12 protein-coding genes and 1 pseudogene are annotated in these 15180 nt (G+C 72.6%); 2 read left to right on the top strand and 11 right to left on the bottom strand.

Features of this window, described 5'->3' with window-relative positions; all coding sequences use genetic code 11:
- Window positions 1–155: 155 nt before the first annotated feature.
- The 5 genes from ACIRRH_RS33740 to ACIRRH_RS33720 all read right to left on the bottom strand — a co-directional run bounded on the left by ACIRRH_RS33740 (window position 156) and on the right by ACIRRH_RS33720 (window position 7411).
- The gene (locus tag ACIRRH_RS33740) at window positions 156–860 is read right to left on the bottom strand and encodes a DUF4232 domain-containing protein (protein WP_403075005.1); all 705 of its coding nucleotides are present in this window, start codon (window positions 858–860) and stop codon (window positions 156–158) included.
- Window positions 861–987: 127 nt separating this feature from the next.
- Complete coding sequence (locus tag ACIRRH_RS33735) at window positions 988–3708, bottom strand: BTAD domain-containing putative transcriptional regulator (RefSeq protein WP_403075002.1); 2721 nt, start codon at window positions 3706–3708, stop codon at window positions 988–990.
- 216 nt (window positions 3709–3924) lie between these two features.
- Window positions 3925–4992, bottom strand: coding sequence for an acyl-CoA dehydrogenase family protein (locus ACIRRH_RS33730; RefSeq protein ID WP_403074999.1), 1068 nt, complete (start codon window positions 4990–4992; stop codon window positions 3925–3927).
- Window positions 4989–6161, bottom strand: a complete 1173-nt coding sequence (locus tag ACIRRH_RS33725; protein WP_403074997.1) for an acyl-CoA dehydrogenase family protein — start codon at window positions 6159–6161, stop codon at window positions 4989–4991. The genes ACIRRH_RS33730 and ACIRRH_RS33725 overlap by 4 nt, the downstream gene beginning before the upstream one ends.
- A 56-nt stretch (window positions 6162–6217) precedes the next feature.
- The gene (locus tag ACIRRH_RS33720) at window positions 6218–7411 is read right to left on the bottom strand and encodes a CoA transferase (RefSeq protein ID WP_360493216.1); all 1194 of its coding nucleotides are present in this window, start codon (window positions 7409–7411) and stop codon (window positions 6218–6220) included.
- A 299-nt stretch (window positions 7412–7710) separates the two neighbouring features.
- Between ACIRRH_RS33720 and ACIRRH_RS33715 the strand changes: the two genes are divergently transcribed.
- Window positions 7711–9162, top strand: a complete 1452-nt coding sequence (locus ACIRRH_RS33715) for a CoA transferase (protein ID WP_403074994.1) — start codon at window positions 7711–7713, stop codon at window positions 9160–9162.
- Here ACIRRH_RS33715 and ACIRRH_RS33710 read toward each other — a convergent pair.
- On the bottom strand, window positions 9093–10109 hold the full coding sequence (locus tag ACIRRH_RS33710; protein ID WP_403074992.1) for a LysR family transcriptional regulator: 1017 nt from the start codon (window positions 10107–10109) through the stop codon (window positions 9093–9095). The two genes, ACIRRH_RS33715 and ACIRRH_RS33710, sit on opposite strands and share 70 nt — an antisense overlap.
- Before the next feature lie 187 nt (window positions 10110–10296).
- Here ACIRRH_RS33710 and ACIRRH_RS33705 point away from each other — a divergent pair.
- Window positions 10297–10503, top strand: a pseudogene (locus ACIRRH_RS33705) (3-keto-5-aminohexanoate cleavage protein); the annotation flags it as partial.
- Here ACIRRH_RS33705 and ACIRRH_RS33700 read toward each other — a convergent pair.
- The 5 genes from ACIRRH_RS33700 to ACIRRH_RS33680 all read right to left on the bottom strand — a co-directional run bounded on the left by ACIRRH_RS33700 (window position 10491) and on the right by ACIRRH_RS33680 (window position 15165).
- The gene (locus ACIRRH_RS33700) at window positions 10491–11549 is read right to left on the bottom strand and encodes a DUF317 domain-containing protein (RefSeq protein WP_403075108.1); all 1059 of its coding nucleotides are present in this window, start codon (window positions 11547–11549) and stop codon (window positions 10491–10493) included. The pseudogene ACIRRH_RS33705 and the gene ACIRRH_RS33700 overlap by 13 nt on opposite strands.
- Window positions 11550–11650: 101 nt before the next feature.
- Window positions 11651–12322, bottom strand: coding sequence for a hypothetical protein (locus ACIRRH_RS33695; protein ID WP_403074989.1), 672 nt, complete (start codon window positions 12320–12322; stop codon window positions 11651–11653).
- Window positions 12323–12657: 335 nt separating this feature from the next.
- On the bottom strand, window positions 12658–13587 hold the full coding sequence (locus tag ACIRRH_RS33690; RefSeq protein WP_403074987.1) for a DUF317 domain-containing protein: 930 nt from the start codon (window positions 13585–13587) through the stop codon (window positions 12658–12660).
- Window positions 13521–14420, bottom strand: a complete 900-nt coding sequence (locus tag ACIRRH_RS33685) for a DUF317 domain-containing protein (protein WP_403074985.1) — start codon at window positions 14418–14420, stop codon at window positions 13521–13523. Before ACIRRH_RS33685 ends, ACIRRH_RS33690 begins: the two co-directional genes overlap by 67 nt.
- Complete coding sequence (locus tag ACIRRH_RS33680) at window positions 14410–15165, bottom strand: DUF317 domain-containing protein (protein ID WP_403074982.1); 756 nt, start codon at window positions 15163–15165, stop codon at window positions 14410–14412. The genes ACIRRH_RS33685 and ACIRRH_RS33680 overlap by 11 nt, the downstream gene beginning before the upstream one ends.
- Window positions 15166–15180 lie beyond the last annotated feature (15 nt).

Below are 15180 nucleotides of genomic sequence, written 5' to 3'. Positions count from 1 at the left end.
AGAAGGCCGGTCGGGGCCGAGTCACCGTATACCGGGCCGTCTCGACCCTGCGCAATGCCTTGAACGCTGCTGTCCGCTCGTGGCGGCTGCGCTACAACCCCGCCAAGTACTCCGTCCCGCCCAGGCCCCGCTCCGAAGAGCGCACCTGCTGGACACTACCGTGCCGCGAACGCTCCGACCTTGAAGTCGGTGCCGCAGACGCTGAAGACGCCGCCCGGCGAGCCGTTCGCCTTCATCACGTTCACCGTGGTGCCCACGTCCTTGGGCAGCGCGACCTTGACGTGGGACGCCAGCACCGGGCAGGTGTAACGGGCCGACGTGGTGCCCTCGCTGTTCACGTCGTTGTACAGCACGTCCGCCACCACCGCGGCACCCGCCGGGACGTCGACCGCGTCCGAGCCGTCCTTGGAGTTGTCCCCCGAGACCGGGCTCGCCTTGCCCTGGTCGTCGTCGGCGACCACGGTCGTCGGGCCGACGATGGTGCAGGGGGCACCCGAGCTGTTGGTGATCTTGAGGGTCGCGGCGGCGGGCTGCGCGTCACTGGCGTGGCCCGAGGACTGGAGGAACGTCACCGAGGTGTTCTTGGTCGTGCAGGCCGCGGTGACGCCGCCCCCGCCAATGCCGGAGGACGAGTTGCCACCACCGCTCGTGCTCGTCCTGCCCCCGGACGGCGCCGAGGCCGAGTGCGCGGCCGGCGCCGAGGCCGGGGCCGAGGTTGCACCCGACGGGGCGGCTGATGATGCGCTGGTGCCGACGGCGCTGTCCTGCGTGCCGCTGCCGTCGTTGCAGGCGGTCAGGGACAGGGCGAGCGTCGCGACGGCGCCGACGGCGAGCAGGGCGGGACGGGTGGTGGTGCGCATGGCTGGTTCCCCCGGTTCTCGTTCGTGGGTCGCGATCCTGCACGAGGTCGTTTCCCCTTACACGAACCAGGGTGTTGCGGCGCGCTGGCAGATCACTAACGAGCGCGGCGGCGGCGCTAACGCCCGGCTAACGCTCCCGGATCCTGGCGTGTGCCGCCGCGTGCCGACGCCGCAGTTCGGGCAGTTCGTCCTGGTCGGCGATGCGCAGCAGGGCATCGAGCGCGGTGACAGCGCCCGCGTCGTAGCCGGTCTGCTCGGCCTCAAGCGCGGCCTGCGCGAGGCAGCGCCGCCCGGCCACGGTGTCGCCGAGCCCGGCCAGCGCCTCGCCCTGCCAGGTACGCAGGAGCACGCGCCGGGCGACCGCCTCGTGCTCGGGGCCGAGGCCGAGCGCCACCTCGGCCGCCTCGTACGCCTGCCGGTGGCGGCCCGCGCCGAGGTGGATGCGGGCCAGGTGCTGGAGCGCGAGCATCCGGGTATGCGCGTCGTCGGCCTCGGTGGCGAGGGCGAGGGCTCGGGTGCAGGCCGTTTCGGCGGCGCCGGGTTCGTCGTCGGGGAGGGCCGCGGCGAGGTTGACCAGGGCGGTGGCCTCGCCGAGTACGTCGCCTGCGCGGGCCGCGAGTTCGGGCGCGACGCGCAGGTGCCGGACGGCCTCGGCGGTGCGGCCCTCCTCGGCGAGCACCCAGCCGAGCAGGGTCAGGACGCGGGCCTCTGCATAGGGGTCGGCGCAGGCGCGGGCGTCGGCGAGGGCGGCCTCCAGGGTGGGCGCCCAGTCGGCGAGGACCCGCCAGACCACGAGCGGCCACTGGGTCACGGCGATCCGCCAGGCCCGCTCGGGCCGGTCCTCGGCGCGGGCCGCAGCGGCGATCAGGGCGAGGTCGTCGCGTTCGGCGGCGAACCAGCCGAGCGCCTCCTCGCGGCTGGTGAAGTCCCGTACTGCGGGCGGCTGTTGAAAATCATGAGGCTGCATGAAGGCGGGCTCCCCGCCCGGTTCCGCGGCCTCGGACGCGGACAGCGCGGTCGCCACGCAGTGGTCGTACAGGCGCAGCCGGGCCGCGGTGCGGGCAGCCGGGTCATGGCTCTGGCCACGCGCGTAGAGCCGGACCAGATCGTGCAGGACGTAGCAGCCGGGGGCGGTCTCGGTGAGCAGGTGCGCGGCGACCAGGCAGTCGAGGGCGCGGGCCGCATCCGGCGGGGTCGTGCCGGCGAGCGCGGCGGCGCTGAACCGGTCGACGTGTGTGCCCGGGTGATGGCCGAGCGCGGTGAACAGCTGCGCTGCGTCGACGGGGAGGTGGGCGGTGGTGAGCCGCAGCGCGGAGGCGACGCCGATGTCCTCGACGGCGAGCAGCGCGAGCCGCTGGCGCTCGTCGGCGAGCCGGTCGGCGAGGGAGGCGAGGCCGAGGGCGGGGAGTTCCACGAGCCGAGCGGCGGCGACCCGCAGCGCGAGCGGCAGACCACCGCACAACTCGGCCGTACGGCGGGCCGCTTGGGGCTCGGCGGCGGTGCGGCGCTCGCCGAGGAGACGGGTGAGCAGGGCCACGCTGTCGTCGGTGGCGAGGACGTCGAGGGCGAGGATTCGGGCGGCGTCGGAGGCGACGAGACCGGCGAGGCGGGCACGGCTGGTGACGACGGTGACGCAGCCGGGTCCCGTGGGCAGCAGCGGGCGCACCTGGGCGGAGGTACGGGCGTTGTCGAGGACGACGAGCAGACGCAGTTCGGCGGTGAGCGAGCGGAACAGGGCACCGGCGGCGTCCGCCGACTCGGGCATCCGGCGCGGTGGAACGTCGAGAGCGACGAGGAACTCCCGCAGCAGCTCGGCCGGTTCGGGGTCCGAGGTGTCACTGAACCCGCGCAGATCCGCGTAGAGCGTCCCATCGGGGAAGTCGGAGTGCCGGCCGGCCGCCCAGCGCACGGCCAGTGCGGTCTTGCCGACCCCGGCGGGCCCGGTGACCACGACGACCGGCCCGTCAGGTCCGGCCGCGGCCGCGGTCAGCGCGGCGCTCTCGGCGGTGCGGCCGTGGAATCCGCGCGGGGTACGAGGCAGCAGGTTGGGCCGGAACTGAACTGGTTCCAGAGCCGGTTGGGGCGCATCGGCTCGGGCCACGGGGGCGCTGTCGGGGCCGAGGGCGAGGGTGAAGGCGGCGGTCAGCTCGGCGCCCGGAGCGACGCCGAGCTCGTCGGAGAGGACCTGGCGGGCGCGTTGGTAGGCGTCCAGGGCCTCCGAGGAACGCCCCGCATGGTGCAGCGCCTCGACCAGCCGGGCGGCCAGCGGCTCGCGCAGCGGATGGGCCCCGGTCTCCGGCCGCAACAGCTGGACAGCGCGCTCGTGTTCACCGCCCACGACGTACGTGTCGGCGAGCAGCTCGACCGCTGCGAGCCGCGCCTCGTCCAAGGTGTGCGCGGCGGAGCGAAGCAGCGGCGACGGGTAGGCGCCGGCCAGCGCGGGGCCCTGCCACAGGTCGAGCGCCTCGGTGAGCAGCGCAGCCCTGTCACCGGGGTCGGTGGCACGGCGGGCGAGCGCCACAAGACCCTCGAAGCGGTGGGCGTCGAGCAGCGTCTCCGGCAGTTCCAGGTGGTACGCGGAGCCGCGCGTGCTCAGCTCGACGCCGTACGCCGATGCGTCGACGCCCGCCAACAGTGCCCGCAGGCGCGAGACATGGCCTTGGATCACGGTGCGGGCGTGCAGGGGGGGTTCATCGTCCCACAGCGCCTCGGTGAGTGTGTCGACGGAGACCGCGACATTGGCCCGCAGCAACAGCATCGCGAGCAGGCTGCGCCGCTTGGCGGGCCCGAGCGGCAACGGCCCATCGCTCCCGCTGACCGACACGGGGCCGAGGACCTGGAACTCCATGGACGGAACCCTATCTTCCGAGGGCTACTGGGGATCGGGACGTCGAACCGTACGGATACCGCGCTGCTCCGTCACCGACCAGGTCGGGCCGGTCGGCGGCGGAGGCGATGGGACGAGGGAGCAGGGCTCGGCGGTGAGGGCGGTGGCTTTGACGGACCGGGCCAGGTGGCGCGGTCCATCTCGCCGGCGCGGCGATAGACGGCCACTGACATCGGGTCAGGGGGTGCTGGTGAGCGCGGCCCAGAGGGTGTCGGCGGTGAGGGTGCGGGCCAGACCAGCGGCCCAGGTGGTCTCGTCGCCGTCCTCGTCGCGCCAGGACCACAGGCGGGTGGTGGCGAGGTGAAGCGGGTGGAGCTTGGTGATGCCGATGGCACCGTGCAACTGGTGGGCGATCCGGGCGATCTCGGCAGCCGAGGCGGATGCCTGGGTCTTCGCGCCGGCGATGGCGAACCGGGCGGCCGCAGTGCCAGCGTCCAGCGGGGCGGCGGCGGCCTGGACGGCGGCGCGGACCAGCGCGGCTTCCTCGATCAGCTTCGCTTCCTCCTGCTTGACGGCCTGGAAGCGGCTGAGCGGGCGGCCGAACTGGGTGCGCGCGGTGGTGTGCGCGACCGTCAGCTCGACACAGCGCTGGCCGGCTCCGGCGATCAGGGCCGCCCGGGCCAGAGCCGCCCGCAACTCGGCCTCCTCGAGGAGCTCGCGGGGAATCCGGCGGACCTGCGCGGCGGGGATCTCGACGCTGGCGAGGTGCAGGTCGTCGCGCGCTTCCTCGGCCAAGTTGGCGCCTGGGGCGAGGACTGCCTGGTCCGGGGTGAGGGTGAACAGGACCGGGCCGAAGGGGGCGTTGGCGAGCACCACCACGGCGGTCGCGGCGCGGGCCCAGGGGACGCGGCGCAGGGTCCCGGCGACCAGCAGGGTGTCGTCCTCGCCCGCGCTGCCGGCCGAGCCGACGGCCGAGGCGGCCGGGTGCGCGTGGCGGATCGTCAGCTGGGGGGCGATGGCGTAGGTGAGCGGGCCCTCGGGCACCGACAGGCCGGCACGGCGCAGCAGTGGGCGGGCGACCAGGGCGGTCTCGGCGAACGGGGCGGGGACGGTGCGGCGGCCGGCTTCCTGGACGGCGGCGAGGAGTTCGGCGGTGCTGGCGTCCGGGGTGGGGAGGGGCACGGTCTGGGAGTCGGTGGTGTTGGTGACGGTGACGATGGCGTCCGGGTCGGCGAAGAAGGCGGTGGTGTCGTAGTCGTCGGCGGGGACGGCGGGGGTGCTGGTGTCGATGGTGTGGGTGTTCATCGGTGCTGCTCCAGTCCACGAGTGATGATGCCGCGAAGGATTTCGTTGGTGCCGCCGCGCAGGGTGTAGCCGGGGCTGTGCAGGAGGGCGAAGGCGAGCAGTTCGGCGTGGCTGCCGGGGGTGGCGTGCGGGTCGGCCGGGGTGGGCAGGATGCTGCGGACGGAATCGACCAGCGCGCCCTCCAGGCGGGTGCCGAGGTCCTTGACCAGAGCGGCCTGGGTATCGGGCGAGGCGCCGGCGTCCAGTGCAGCGGCAACGCCGAGGGAGAGCTGGCGGATGCTGTGCAGGCGGGCGGTCAGGATGCCGACCTGGGTGAGCTGTTCGGCGGTCATGGCGCGCTGGTCGAGCTCGCGCAGCAGGGAGACCAGAAGGGGGAAGGTGGACAGGTAGCGCTCCGGCCCGCTGCGTTCGAAGGCGAGTTCGCCGGTGACCTGCTTCCAGCCGTCGCCCTGCTGTCCGAGGAGCATGGCCTCCGGGACGTGGACGCCCTCCAGGTGGAAGGCGTTGAAGCGGTGCTCTCCGCTCATCAGGTGGATCGGCTCGATCCGCACGCCCGGGGCGCGCAGGTCCACGATGAACTGGCTCAGGCCGGCGTGCTTGTCCTCGGCTTCCTCGGTGCGGGCCAGCACGATGGCGTAGTCGTTGGCGTGGGCGCCGCCGGTCCACATCTTGGTGCCGGTCAGCCGCCACCCGTCTGCGGTGCGTTCGGCGCGGGTGCGGACGGAGGCGAGGTCGGAGCCGCTGCTCTTCTCGCTCATCCCGATGGAGAAGAAGCACTTACCGGCGGCGATCCGGGGCAGGAAGAAGCGGCGCTGCTCCTCGGTGCCGTGCTGCAGGATGGACGGGCCGGCCTGCCGGTCCGATACCCAGTGCGCGCTGACCGGGGCGCCGGCGGCCAGGAGATCCTCGATCACCACGTAGCGCTCCAGGAAACCGCGCCCGGCACCGCCGTACTCGGTGGGCAGCGCCATGCCGACCCAGCCGCGTTCGGCGAGGCGGCGGGTGAACGCGGGGTCCCAGCCGGCCAGCCAGGAGTCGGGGCGGCCGAGCACGGTACCCCGGGCGCGCTCCTCGTCGAGGAAGTCGCGTACATCGAGGCGCAGCTGCCGGGCCGATTCGGGCAGGACGGCCTCGGGAAATCCGAGCGGGGAAATTGTCGCCGTGGGCATGGTTCGCTCCGGAATGGTCGATGGGGATTCGGTCTCGGGAAATCCAGTGGATCGGGTCAGTTGGCGGAGTGCAGCAGCGCGGGGTCGAAGCCGGCCTGGCCGAGGACCTCGTCGGTGTGCTGGCCGATGGCCGGGCAGGGCCGCAGCGGCGGTTCGGGGTCGGCCGAGTAGCGGACCGGGCGACCGATGACCCGGTAGCGGCCCTCGGTGGGGTGGTCGGCCTCGTAGAGCAGGCCCCCCTCTCGGGCGTAGGCGGTGGTGGCGGCGGACTCCAGGTCGAGCACCGGGGCGGCGGCGATGCCGACCCGATCGCAGAACTCCTGCCATTGGGCGCTGGTGTGGTTCGGCGTCAGTTCCGCCATCAGCCGGTAGAGGTCGTCGGCGCGGTGGGCCCGGTCGGGGCCGGTCGCGAAGCGAGGGTCGTCGGCCAGTTCGGGACGGGCGACGAAGGCGGTGAAGTCCCGCCAGTTGCGGTCGCTCTGCGGCAGGATGCACATCCAGCCGTCGGCAGTGCGCTGGGCACGGCGCTCGGGGCTGAGCGAGCGGGTCGAGCCGAACGCGCCGTCGGGCTCCAGGCTGGCCGCGCCCAGGTGCTCGACCAGGTTGAAGGCGAGCATGGTGTCGACCATCGGGACCTCGATGTGCTGACCGGTGCCGCCGTGTTCCCGGTAGTGCAGCGCGGCCAGCACCGACTGGGCGATCTGCATGCCGCAGATCTTGTCGGCCAGCACGGTCGGCACGTAATGCGGCTGGCCGGAGACCTGGTGGTTGAGCCAGACCAGACCGCTGGTCGCCTGGATGATGTCGTCGTAGGCGGCGTGGGTGCCGTGGCTGCTGTCGCTGCGGAAGCCCTGTGCGTTGGCGTAGATCAGGCCGGGATTGACGGCCGCGACCTCGGCGTAGTCCAGGCGCAGCCGGGTCAGGGCCTGCGGGCGCAGGTTGGTGATGAAGACGTCGGCGGTCCGCAGCAGGGCGAGCAGGGCGTCGCGGCCGTGCGGGGCCTTGAGGTCGATGGCGACGCTGCGCTTGTTGCGGTTCAGGTTGAGCGCGGCGCCGCCCATACCGGGGTGGCGCAGCGGCGGGTAGTGGCGGGTCATGTCACCGGTCGGCGGCTCAACCTTGATCACGTCCGCGCCCAGGTCGCCGAGCTGCTGGGCGGCGTACGGGGCCATGATCACGCTGGCCAGTTCGACGACGCGGACTCCGGCGAGGAGTCCTCGCCCGGACGGACCGCTGGGCTCCTGGGTCATCTGCTGGTACCTCCTGAAATGTCGGGTGAAGGGCGGGCGGCCGGCGCCGCGTTGCCTCGTTCCGCAATCCAGGAAACCCGCGGGGAATCGGCACCGTCCAATACGAGTTGGGCGCCGGATCGATAGGGCGGAGGATATTCACGCGGCGCCGGCTCGGGTCATATGGGCGCGGATATCGGTGATTCGGGGAATCCGTATTGGACGGTGCGGCGCCGGACCGGCTGTTCTGGTGGAGGCCGCCCGACCGGGTCGGCCGCCGCGGCACACGCGGCTCGTCATCTCCGGAAGGAGAGTCGGACATGGCAATCGATCCGGCGCAGCGGACCAGTGCGGCGCACCGGGCCCTGGAGGGCCTGTACCGCGAGTTGGGGATCACGGCGGCGGACACGGGCGGCACCGTGAGGATCCAGGGGGCTGACCCGGTGACGCCTTCGGTGCACCGGATCGGCGACGCCGCGGCAGCTGCCCTGGCCGCCCTGGGCACCGAGGCCGCCGCGCTCCACCGGGAGCGCGGCGGCGCGGCGCAGGACGTGACCGTCTCGGTGACGGCGGCGGTGCGCCAGCTGATGGCGGTGTTCTTCACCCGGATGCGGGGCGTGCCGGTCCATCGCTTGCAGGAGGACCCCAACCTGCTCGGCAACAGTGACTTCTACCGGGCAGCCGACGGCCGGTTCGTCTACGTGCTCCTCTCCTACCCGCACCTGCGTGACACCGCCTGCCGGGTACTGGACTGCCCGCCGGACCGCGAGCGGATCGCCGCCGCCGTCGCCCAGTGGGACGCGCTGGAACTGGAGGAGGCCATCTGCACCCTGGGCGGCACCGCGATCGCAGTGCGCACCCGGGAGGAATGGCAGCGGCATCCACAGGGGCGGCTGCTGCAGGACGGCCCACTGATCCGGATCGAGAAGATCGGGGAGAGCGCGCCGGAGCCGTTCTCGGCGTTCCCGCCGAAGCTGTCCGGCGCGGCGGACCGGGACCTGCCGCTGGCCGGGGTGCGGGTGTTGGACAACACCCATGTGATCGCCGGCCCGATCGGCGCGCGGATCGCCGCCGAACTGGGCGCCGACGTGCTGCACATGTCCTCGCCCGACCATCCGGACCCGACCGGGATGATCGTCGAGACCGGCATCGGCAAGCGGGCCGCCTTCTGCGACCTGCTCGACCCGGCCCAGGCCGCCGCCTTCCGGTCCGTGCTGGCCGGCACCGACCTCTACGTCTGCAACTACCTGGGTCTGGACGCCAAGGGCTTCGGCCCGGCGGCACTGGCCGAGCAGCGGCCCGGACTGGTCGTGCTGGACTTCCTCGGCTGGGGAACCGAAGGGCCGTGGGCGGCACGCGGCGGCTTCGACCAACTGGCCTCCGCTGCCACGGGTTTGGCAGCCGACGAGGGCTCGGTCGACGCTCCCCGGCTGCCCCCGACCTACCTTCTGAACGACTACCTAGCCGCAGTGCTCGGGGCCGCGGGCGCGCTGGAAGCGCTGCGCCGCCGGGCCCGGGAGGGCGGCAGCTACCGGGTGCACGTCGACCTGGCGAAGGTCTGCATGTGGGTGCAGGACCTCGGGCTGCTCCAGCGCGCGGGCGTGGTCGAGCTGCCCGCCCCCGACCCGGCGCACGACCAGGCCGAACTGGTCACCGTGCGGGGACCGTTCGGAGAAGTGTGCTACCTGCCGACCCAGGTGCGCTACTCCACGCTGGCACCGCGCCTGTCCCGCACCGCCGAGCCGCTGGGCGCATCGGAGCTCATCTGGTGACCACAGTCCGGCGCGTCGGCCTCCTCCTGCGGGTGCACCGTTGCGGGGCCCTCGATCTCGGGGCGGTGGCGCTCCATCAGCTCCAGCAGGGTGGCGACGGCCGGATCGGCGTTCGGACGGCTCAGCGCCGCGACCGTGGTCACCAACCGGTCGCCGCCCTCGATCGCGACGAAGCGGATCATCGGGTGACCGAGCGCCGCGACCCGCTCCGGGACGAAGCAGACGCACACCCCGGCCGCGGTGTAGCCGAGCATGCTGGTCAGGTCCTCGGCCTGGGCACGGGTGCGCAACTCGAAACCGGCCTTGCGACAGGCGTCCTCGATCAGCGCCCGGATCCGGGGCATGGCCGGCTGCGCGGCGGTCACGAACTCCTCGTCCCGCAGCCGGGCGAGCGGCACCGACCCGGCCCCGGCGAGTGGATGGTCGCACGGGACGGCCAGCACAGTGCTCTCCTCGGCCGCCTCCCGCACCTCCAGACCCGCCAGGTCGGAGACCGGCAGCCGGACCAGCGCCAGGTCCGCCACCCCTTGCCGGACCTGCTCGCACAGCTCGGCGGACGACCGCTGACGGACATCCAACCGCACGCCCGGCAACTCCCGGGCGGCCATCGCGAGCAACCGGGGCAGGTGCCAGTACCCCAGGCTGCTCACGTAGCCGAGCCGAACCGTGCCCTCGACGCCCTTGGATATCCGACGGACCCGAGCCACCGCGGCCTCCTGCGCCTCCAGCATCCGCTTGGCGTCGGCCGCGAAGGCCGCCCCGGCCACCGTCAGCCGCACTCCCCTGCTGGTGCGCTCGAGCAACAGCACTCCAAGGCCGCGTTCCAGGCGCTGGATCGCCTGACTGAGTGGTGGCTGACTCATCGACAAGCGCCGGGCGGCATGCCCGAAATGCTGCTCCTCGGCGAGTACCACGAACTGCTCCAGCAGGCGAGGGGTGAGCTCCATGACCGTCAACCCTAGGGCGCGGTTCACACACCGAACAAGGACAGGGGACACGCGGGCGATCTTCTTCTCGTTGACCCGAACGCCGGCCTCCCGCAGTTCGGAGGTCACGCGCGGTGAGCCGTAGGAGGTGACCCCCGGAACGTGGGCTGCAGGCTGGCGCATCTCCTGCACCAGCCGAATCGCCACGATGCAGGGTGCCGGGCGATGGCGCGCGCCTCGGTCACCGCGCTCGCCCTCCGGCCCCGATTTCTACCTCGAGCACCTCAAGCGGCTGACCGCCAACGGCATCCAGCCGCACTTCATGCTCGCCAACCTGCCCCAGCTGGAGACCGTCGAACGACTGATCCGCGCCGGCCTCTACACCGGCCCGCTCAACCTCAACTACGTCGCCATCGGCGGCGGCGCGTCCGCGTTCCGCCCCGCCGATTTGGTCGAGCTCGCCCACGCTGCGGCTGCTCGGAGGTCCTCGTTGGTGAACCACAGATCTCGGAGCGGGGTTTCGATCCGCGGCGTCGGGAGTCTGCTGGTTCGACGGGGGGCCGAGCCGGTCTCGGGCTCTCGGCCGAACAGGACGGGTGCACGGCGGGCGGCATCGACGACCATGTCGGTGACCAGGGTGTAAGCGAGGTGCTTTTGGTCGGTGGGCAGGTTGTTCCACGTCCGGCCCACGGTCGCCGAGGTGCTGGGGATGACCTGTTCGCCGATCATGTCGGCGTCCTGGAAGTCCTCGATGGACTCCATCGACTCCGCGGCCAGGTCGATGGCGAGGGCGAGCAGGTCCTCGTCGGTGTACGGCGGGGCCTCGGGCCGAGCCGAGGGCTGGTCGGTCGCCGTGTTCTCGGGCCTGTCGTTCGTGGCCTGCTCGCCGAGGTGCTCCAGCAGTTCGTCATCCAGCCAGTCGCGGTCGCGCGTCAGCGGCGTGGGGTCAGTGAGCGCGCGGGCGAGCGCATCGACGACGACGGTGGGGGTGCCGGTCGTCGCCATGGCCTGCCAGTAGGGTGGGTATCCGCCGTTGTCGCGGGGCCCGATCTCGACGTACAGGTGGGGTCGGGACATGAGGTCGAGCGCATCGCCGGGCGGGTCGATGCGGATCTGGACGCGGGCGAGCCGGTCGGGGGCTTCCAGGTCCAGTTCGCCGTTGCGGTAGGTGCTGCGCCATCCGGCGTCCCGGAGGGTGCGGATCAGGGTCCGGCGGTCGGCGGGGGCCTTGAGCGCGGGGTGGCTTTCGCCGGTCCAGTCGATGCCGGAGCCGGTGCGGGCGAGTTCCTCGGCTACGGCCGTGACGAACTCGGGCGGGGTCTGCTTGGAGAAGCCTGCCTGCCACTGGGGCGGACCGAGAGGGTCGCGGGCGGCGGCGATGTGCCACCAGGCGCCTGGGTCGAGCTGCCCGTCGGCGAGCCGGAAGCGGTGGTCCGGGCTCCAGGCGAACGACTGGCTCAGCTCCGGCGCGTTGCTGTGGCCCCAGCCCCACTCCTCGACGAGCCGCTCGAAGGGCGCGTTGCTGAACTCGCGGCCGGCCAGGTAGGCGGGGGTGACGTCGATCAGCGGGTCCGGGTCTTCGGCGATGTCGAACCTCCGTGGGGACGGGAGCCGCCGGGTGTGGCGGATTCGGCGCGGGTCGGGTTGTCGGTGGTGGGGCGGGCCCTGGTAGCGGCGGTTGCCGCGTGGCGTCTCGGGCTCGGGGCGTGGTCGTCCTCGCGCAGGGTTCCGAGGACCTTGATGCGCACCGCGGTGTCGGTCAGCTGTCTGTGTACGTCTTCGAGGGCGCGGGCGTGTTCGGCGAGGCTGTCGGACAGGTCGTCGCCGGGTGTGTGACCCAGCCGTGCGGCCCAGTTGCCCAGGGCACCGGTGAACGTGGCGAGGCGGGCCAGGGCGCCGTCGCTGCCGAAGACGGTGTCGGCGTGGCGGGCGACGGCCTCATGGTCCTGGTCCGCTTCGGTGAGGTGGTAGGTCAGTAGGGCGAGGTCGTGTCCTGGGTCGGGCGATCGGGTCTCGACGAGGGTGCGTGCCAGTGTGACGAGCCTGGGGTCGAGTTCGACACCGAACCCGACCGTGCGGAGATCGTTCGCCGCGTCGACTGCGGAGGCCTTCTGTCGCGCCTCGTCGAAGTGCGCGGGCAGGCGCAGTTCCATGCCCGGCCCGTTGCTCTCCAGCTCGGTGAACCCGTGATTCTTCAGAACGGTCAGCGCGAGTTCGTCGAGGCGCCCGTTCACGACGGTGTGCCCGTCCGGCGAGCGCTTGATCGTGTAGGTGGGGGGCGTGTTGGCGATGGTGGTGTCCTTGCGGGTCCTCCGGTGGCCCGCGGGCCTGCCGGGTACGGCGTTCGGCGGTTTGGCGGTCCCAGCCCCGGTTGTCGACGAGGTGGTCGAGGCGCGGTGGTGTGGGTGTCGGTGGGGCTCTCGTTTCGTCGGCTTGTAGGGGCCGGTCTCGTCACCGCTGGTGTGTCTCGCCTGCTCCGGCGAGCGGGGTGTTCGGGCGCCGGGCCGGGCCGCCCGCCATCGGCCACGACCGTGGCGCCGAACGTCCCGCCGTCAGCCACTGCGGTGGCTCAGCGGCACCGGGCAGCGGACGTGGTCGAGGTCCACACGACACTCGACGGTACGGGCGACGGCGCGCCCAGGGGCGGGGCAGCGATCGACCGAAGCCGCGCGGCTCTGCGCTGGACGTCCAGGGGGCTGGGCGCGGGCTGGGTGATCGGTGTGATCTTGGCTGTCTGCTTGGCGTAGTGGTCGAGCGCGTCCCGGTAGCGCAGGACGGGTGCGGGGTCGAGCATCGCCGTGGAGGCCGCGTGGAGGATGCGGGCGGGCGTTCCGCCGCTGAACCTTCCGTACCAGCCCGCGGACTTGACGGTGCCGATGGTGAACCTGCCGTCCTGTCCTGCTTGTTCGGCATCGTCGGTGTGCAGGAGTCCGGCTCGGCGGTAGGTGATGCTGGCCAGGCCGTCCGGGGATCTTAGGGTGAGGTGGCCCCGGTCCACGCCTTGGTGGACCCATCCGGCTGCGGCGTAGGGGGAGATCCACTCCAGCGGGCCGGCGGAGCGCTCGTCGAGCCAGGTGTCGTCGTCCGCGCTGTACATGGCGGCGAGTTCGGTGGTGACGGACGTGACGATCTCGATCGGGGTGCCGTCGGAGAAGTTCGCGACCCAGCGGGGTGCCGAGAAGGCGTCCGGGGCGACGGCGATCTTCCACAGGGTGTTCCAGTCCTGTTCGGGAATGAACCCGATGCGGATGCGCCCGTCCGCCGTGGCGGCGTAGAAGTTGCCGAGATCGTCGTGGTGCCGTTCGGTGTTCGGCAGGTCGAGGATGGGCTGGAGCGCGGGGTCGCCGATGTGCAGGCTTCCGGACAGGTAGACCGGGTGGACGTGGACGTCGCCGTCGACGTCCGTCCGGTGTCGGGGGTTCGAGGTGGTGCTCAGGTCGTCCTTCCTGCTGATCGGGTGGCGGCGGCCTGTGCTGCTACGGCGGCTGCGGCGTTCCACCGCTCGATGGGGATGTCGGCCAGGGTGGTGCGCCCGGTGGCGGTGGCGGCCGCGGACCGCGGTGAGCCCTTGTAGGACCGGACCTCCACCACGCCGAGGTGAGCGGTGGGCACCTCCGCGAAGCGGCGCAGGCTGGGCTGCGGGTCGGTGAGGTGGTCCAGGGCCGTGGTGATCAAGCGGGTGGGCGTGTCCTTGGAGAAGTGCGCCTGCCACGCCGTTCGCGTGTGGTCGTCGCCGGTCCTGCGGGCCCAGAGGGTGACCCCGGCCGGGTAGTCGCGGCTCCAGGGCGCGTCGTGGAACGCCCCTGCGTCCCAGCGGATCAGCCCCGCGGTGGCGTCGGGCGAGCGGAATCGCATTTCCGAGGGGGTGCTGACGTCCAGCCAGTCGGACTCGCGTATCTGGGTCACCAGGGCCGCGCAGGTGTTGTTTCTGCCCCAGAGCGCTTCGTCCTTCGCGGCGAAGCCGCTGTAGGACAGGGCGTGGGAGAGGGTGGAGGCGGTGGCGAGGGCGATCTCGTGCGGGGTCTCCAGGTCGAAGTCCGCGTGCCAGGCACGCTCGCCCACGGCGGACTCGTATCCGGCCACCGTCCAGCGGGAGTTGCGGTCGCCCGGCTCGTGGTCGAGCCTGATCCGGCCGGTGAGGCAGTCGCTGACGGCGACGCTGGTGTCTCCGCCGTCGCAGGAGTACCGGGACCAGCCCTGGTGCTCGGCGAGGAAGGCCTCGAACGCCGAGTTGGCGGTGTCCGGGTGGCCGGGCCCGGCAAGGTAGCCGGGGCTCACGACGACGTGTTGCTCGCCCTGGGCGGTGCTGAGGCCGGGCTGGTCATCGGCCAAGGGTGGGCTCCGGGCATCGGGCCACCGGGTGGGTGCGCAGGGCGGCGCGGTGGAGCATCGGGATCCGGGAGGCCCGGCGGGTGTAGCGGCCGGGGTCGGTGACGGTGCGCAGGGTGGCCCGAATGACGCTGGTCGGCACGTTGCGGCTGAACTCGCCCGTCCACCAGGTCGCTTCGTGGCCGCGCGCGCCGGCGGTGAGGGTGTAGGCGAGGTCGCAGGCGTCTCCGGTGGCGGTGGCGGCGCGGTGGATCCGCAGGGTGGCAGTGCCGTCCGGCGCGTCGAGGGTGGGGGTGCAGCACCGGGTGCCGGCGCTCCAGTGGGCGAGGGCTGCCTCCACGTGGAGGGCGTCGAAGGTGCCGGCATGGGAGGTGCGGCTCCACAGGTGCTGTTCGCGTTCGGCGTGGGTGGGCTGGCCCGTGCCGTGGGCGAGGCGGCGGGCCGCGGCCATGACCACCTCGGCCGGTGTGGCCGCGTCGAACGTGGCGCGCCAGGCGAGTTCGCTCGACCGGCTGCGGCCGGAGGCGACGGTCCACCGGGGGGAGGTGCTGTCCGTGGTCAGGTCGAGGATCACGGTCCCGGTCCCGCTCTCGTGGCAGGCGACCAGGTTGTTGTCCTCCACGGTCAGCAGCCAGTCGTCTCGCCCCGCGGAGAAGGCGAAGAGCGTGTCGAGGTCCTCGCCGGGGCCGGCGAGGTAACCCGGGAAGACCGCCATCGGCATGTCGTGGGACGGGTTGGTGTGCGTCATCGGGTGGTGGCTCCA

The sequence above is a fragment of the Kitasatospora sp. NPDC101235 genome (genome assembly GCF_044767505.1).
Classification (GTDB): domain Bacteria; phylum Actinomycetota; class Actinomycetes; order Streptomycetales; family Streptomycetaceae; genus Kitasatospora.
Note: the sequence above shows the minus strand (reverse complement) of the source record. Positions and strands in the feature narration are given on the sequence as shown.